This window comes from Mesorhizobium sp. M7A.F.Ca.US.005.03.2.1 (assembly GCF_003997795.1).
Lineage (GTDB): Bacteria > Pseudomonadota > Alphaproteobacteria > Rhizobiales > Rhizobiaceae > Mesorhizobium > Mesorhizobium ciceri.
This window is the reverse complement of sequence record NZ_RZRP01000687.1, coordinates 1-3,445: the sequence shown is the minus strand read 5'-3', so window position 1 is coordinate 3,445 and position 3,445 is coordinate 1. Positions and strand designations below refer to the sequence as shown.

Sequence of the window (3,445 nt, the reverse complement as noted above, 5' to 3'; positions counted from 1 at the left end):
CGCCGGCAGCGTCTTCGTCGGCGGGCTGACCAGCATCCTCAATTATCAGATCTCGCCGTCGCTGGCGCAGGCGGTCGTGCTGCTGGCGGCCATCGTCGCTGTCCGGCTTCGGCCCAACGGCCTGTTCAACGGAGCGTCGCGATGATCGCCCGCGACCGCAACTGGCTGCTGATCTTCGCCGCCTGCGTGGCGCTCGCGATCATCTATCCGTTCTTTGTCGGCGGGTATCAGCTGACCGTGATCCGCGACGCGCTGATCTTCGGCCTGTTCGCCGCGAGCCTCGACTTCTTCTGGGGCCGCACTGGAATCCTGTGTTTCGGCCACGCTGCGTTTTTCGGCATCGGCGGCTACATCATGGCGCTGATCACGCTCAACGATGCGATCTCCTTCGCCAGCCTGCTTGGCATCATCGGTGCGGTGGCCGGTGCGGCCTTGGTCTCCGCCATCATCGGCTACTTCCTGTTTTTCGGCGGCATCCGTGGCAGCTATTTCACCATCGTCACGCTGGCCATGGGCGTCATCTGCCAGCAGGCGGCGGTCTCCTGGAGCTCGGTCACCGGCGGCGACAGCGGGCTGATCGGCATTCCGCCGATTGCCTTCGATGTCGGCGGGCTGCACGTCGATCTCAGCCAGGACCTGCCCAGCTACATCTTCGTCTCGGCCATCGTCGCGGTGACCGTGCTGGCGCTGTGGTCGATCAGCCGTGGCCGCTGGGGTACGGTGCTGACCGCCATACAGGACAATGAAGTCCGGGCAGCAGCGCTCGGCCACAATGCGCCGTTGCGGCTGCTCGTCACCTTCGTCCTGTCGGCGGCGATCGCCGGCCTTGCCGGCGCGCTCTATGTCTGCATGGCGGGGTTGGTGGCACCGGATCTGTCCGGACTGCTTCTGTCGACGGAAGTCATCGTCTGGGTGGCGGTCGGCGGGCGCGGCACGCTGCTGGGGCCGGTGCTCGGCGCCATCTTCATCCAGCGTGCGCAGCAGACGATCAGCAGTTTCAACCCGAGCCTGTGGCCGCTATTGCTCGGCTGTGTCTTCGTCATCATCGTCTTCGTCCTGCCGGACGGCATCCTGTCGATCTACGCGCGACTGAAAGCCCTGTTCAAAGGCGGGAGGCGCGCACAATGAGCGACATCCTGCTCCAGGCCGAAAATGTCGGCATCCGCTTTGGCGGGCTGCAGGCGCTGGAGGCCCTGAACCTCACTGTACGCGACAAGGAACTCTGCTGCATCATCGGCCCGAACGGCGCCGGCAAAAGCACCTTCCTCAATGTGTTGACCGGTACGCTGCGCCCGACCAGCGGCAGCGTGCGCTTCCTCGGCCACGACATAGCCGGCCTGCCGCTGCATCGCATCGCCCGGCTCGGCATCGCGCGCAAGTTCCAGATCCCGTCCGTTTTCCCGAGCCTCTCGGTGGAAGACAATGTGAAGGTCGCCCGCTGGGGGGCGCCCTCGCCTGTGCGCCCGGTTGGCGAATTGCTGGAATTGGTCGCGCTGAGCAATCGCGCTGCCACACCGGCCGGCGAACTCGCGCATGGCCAGAAGCAATGGCTGGAGATCGGCATGGCGCTGGCAATCGAGCCGCGGTTGCTTTTGCTCGACGAACCCACCGCCGGCATGACGCCGCAGGAGACGCTGGCGACGGCCGATATGCTGCTACGCCTAAAGGGCGAGTTCTCGATCGTCGCCGTCGAACACGATATCCGCTTCGTACGGGCGCTGAACTGCGAGACGCTGGTGCTGCATCAGGGACGCCGCCTGCGCAGCGGTCCTTTCCATGACATCGAGACCGACGAAATGGTCCGCGATGTCTATCTGGGGAGGCGCTGATCATGCTGCGGACAATGGCGGTCTCGGCCGGCTACGGCCCGCTCCCGGTGCTGAACGGCATCGACCTCAGTGTCGCGCCGGGCGAAGTCGTCGGCCTGCTCGGCCGTAACGGCGCCGGCAAGACGACGCTGCTGCGCGTCATCGCCGGCGGCTTGCGGGCGAGCGGTGGCGCCGTGGTTCTCGGTGACAAGGACCTCACGAACGCGCCGGCTTTCCGCCGCGCGCGGGCAGGCATCGCGCATGTGCCGCAGGGGCGCGGGATCTTCAACCAGCTGACGGTGCGGCAAAACCTGGAGGTCGGTACCCGCGCTGCCGAGGACCGTGGCGACGGCGGCATTCCGGTCGACATCTTCGGCTATTTTCCGATCCTGCGCGAGCGCGAAGCGCAGGTCGCCGGCACGCTTTCGGGCGGCCAGCAGCAGATGCTGGCGATCGGCCGCGCGCTCTGCGGCCTGCCGTCGGTGCTGCTGCTCGATGAGCCTTCGGAAGGCATACAGCCGAACATCGTGCAGTCGATCGCCGAGCTGGTGCCGCGCATCGCGCGCGAACGCAGCATCGCGATCGTGCTGGTCGAGCAGAATCTCGATCTCGTTCTCAAGGCATCGGACCGCTGCCTGGTGATGGAGAAGGGCAGGATCGTCCATGAAGGCGCGCCAGAGGCGTTCGCCGACGAGACCCTGCTGAAGGATCTGTTGGCCCTATAAGGCGCGCCTGAAGCGCGCCTGGGAGCTTGTTGACTTGTAAGGCGTGCATGGGGCGCGCCTGGGACTGGAAGGGAACACAACAATGATAAGCAGAAGAACTGTCTTGAAATCCGGCGGCGCCGCGGCCGCTTTCGCCATGGTCGGTGCGCCGTCGGTCCTGCGCGCCGCCGACACCGTCAAGGTCGGCCTGTCGATCCCGATCACCGGGCTGCAGGCGATCCTCGGCGAGACGCTGCTCAATTGCTACAAGCTCGCCGCCGCCGAACTGAACGCCGCCAATGGCATTGGCGGGCGCCAGGTCGAGTTGTTCATCGAGGACAACCAGACCACGACCAAGGGTTCCATCGACAAGGCGCGCAAGCTCATCAACGAAGACAAGGTCGACGTGGTCATGGGCACGATCATTTCGCCGGAGCGAAGTGCTACGCTGTCGGTGACCTCGAAGGCCAAGAAGCTGTTCTTCTACCCAACCAATTTCGAGGGCGGCGAATGCAACCGCTACTTCGTCGCCACCGGCCCGATCCCGATGCAGCAGGTCGACCCGATGATGCCGTGGGTGGCCGAGACCCTCGGCAAGACCATCTACGTCATGGCCTCCGACTATGCCTGGCCGCAGAAGATGACCGAGGCGATCACGGCGGCTTACGAAAAGGCCGGCGGCAAGATCATCGGCGCCGACTACTATCCGTTCGGCACCACGGATTTCGGCCCGGCCTTCCAGAAGATCAAGTCGCTGAAGCCCGATGTCGTCTGGTCGATGGTGGTCGGCAACGACGCCGTCACCCAGCTCAAGCAGTATCGCAGCTTCGATATCAAGCAGCCGCTGATCGCACCGCTCGACGAGGTCTTCAACAAGGACGCGCTGCCGCCCGGCGTCGCGGCCGGCACCTACGCACCGCAGCCTTACTGGAT

4 protein-coding genes are annotated in these 3,445 nt (G+C 65.2%); all 4 read left to right on the top strand.

Annotated features, from left to right (window positions below):
- Nucleotides 1-141: 141 nt before the first annotated feature.
- Complete coding sequence (locus EN991_RS28375) at nucleotides 142-1,128, top strand: branched-chain amino acid ABC transporter permease (RefSeq protein ID WP_024502520.1); 987 nt, start codon at nucleotides 142-144, stop codon at nucleotides 1,126-1,128.
- Nucleotides 1,125-1,829, top strand: a complete 705-nt coding sequence (locus tag EN991_RS28370) for an ATP-binding cassette domain-containing protein (RefSeq protein WP_013532995.1) — start codon at nucleotides 1,125-1,127, stop codon at nucleotides 1,827-1,829. The genes EN991_RS28375 and EN991_RS28370 overlap by 4 nt, the downstream gene beginning before the upstream one ends.
- A 2-nt stretch (nucleotides 1,830-1,831) precedes the next feature.
- Nucleotides 1,832-2,533, top strand: a complete 702-nt coding sequence (locus tag EN991_RS28365; RefSeq protein WP_127369991.1) for an ABC transporter ATP-binding protein — start codon at nucleotides 1,832-1,834, stop codon at nucleotides 2,531-2,533.
- A 103-nt stretch (nucleotides 2,534-2,636) separates the two neighbouring features.
- Nucleotides 2,637-3,445 (top strand): ABC transporter substrate-binding protein (locus EN991_RS28360; protein ID WP_245461093.1); only part of this gene is annotated, 809 nt, incomplete at its 3' end.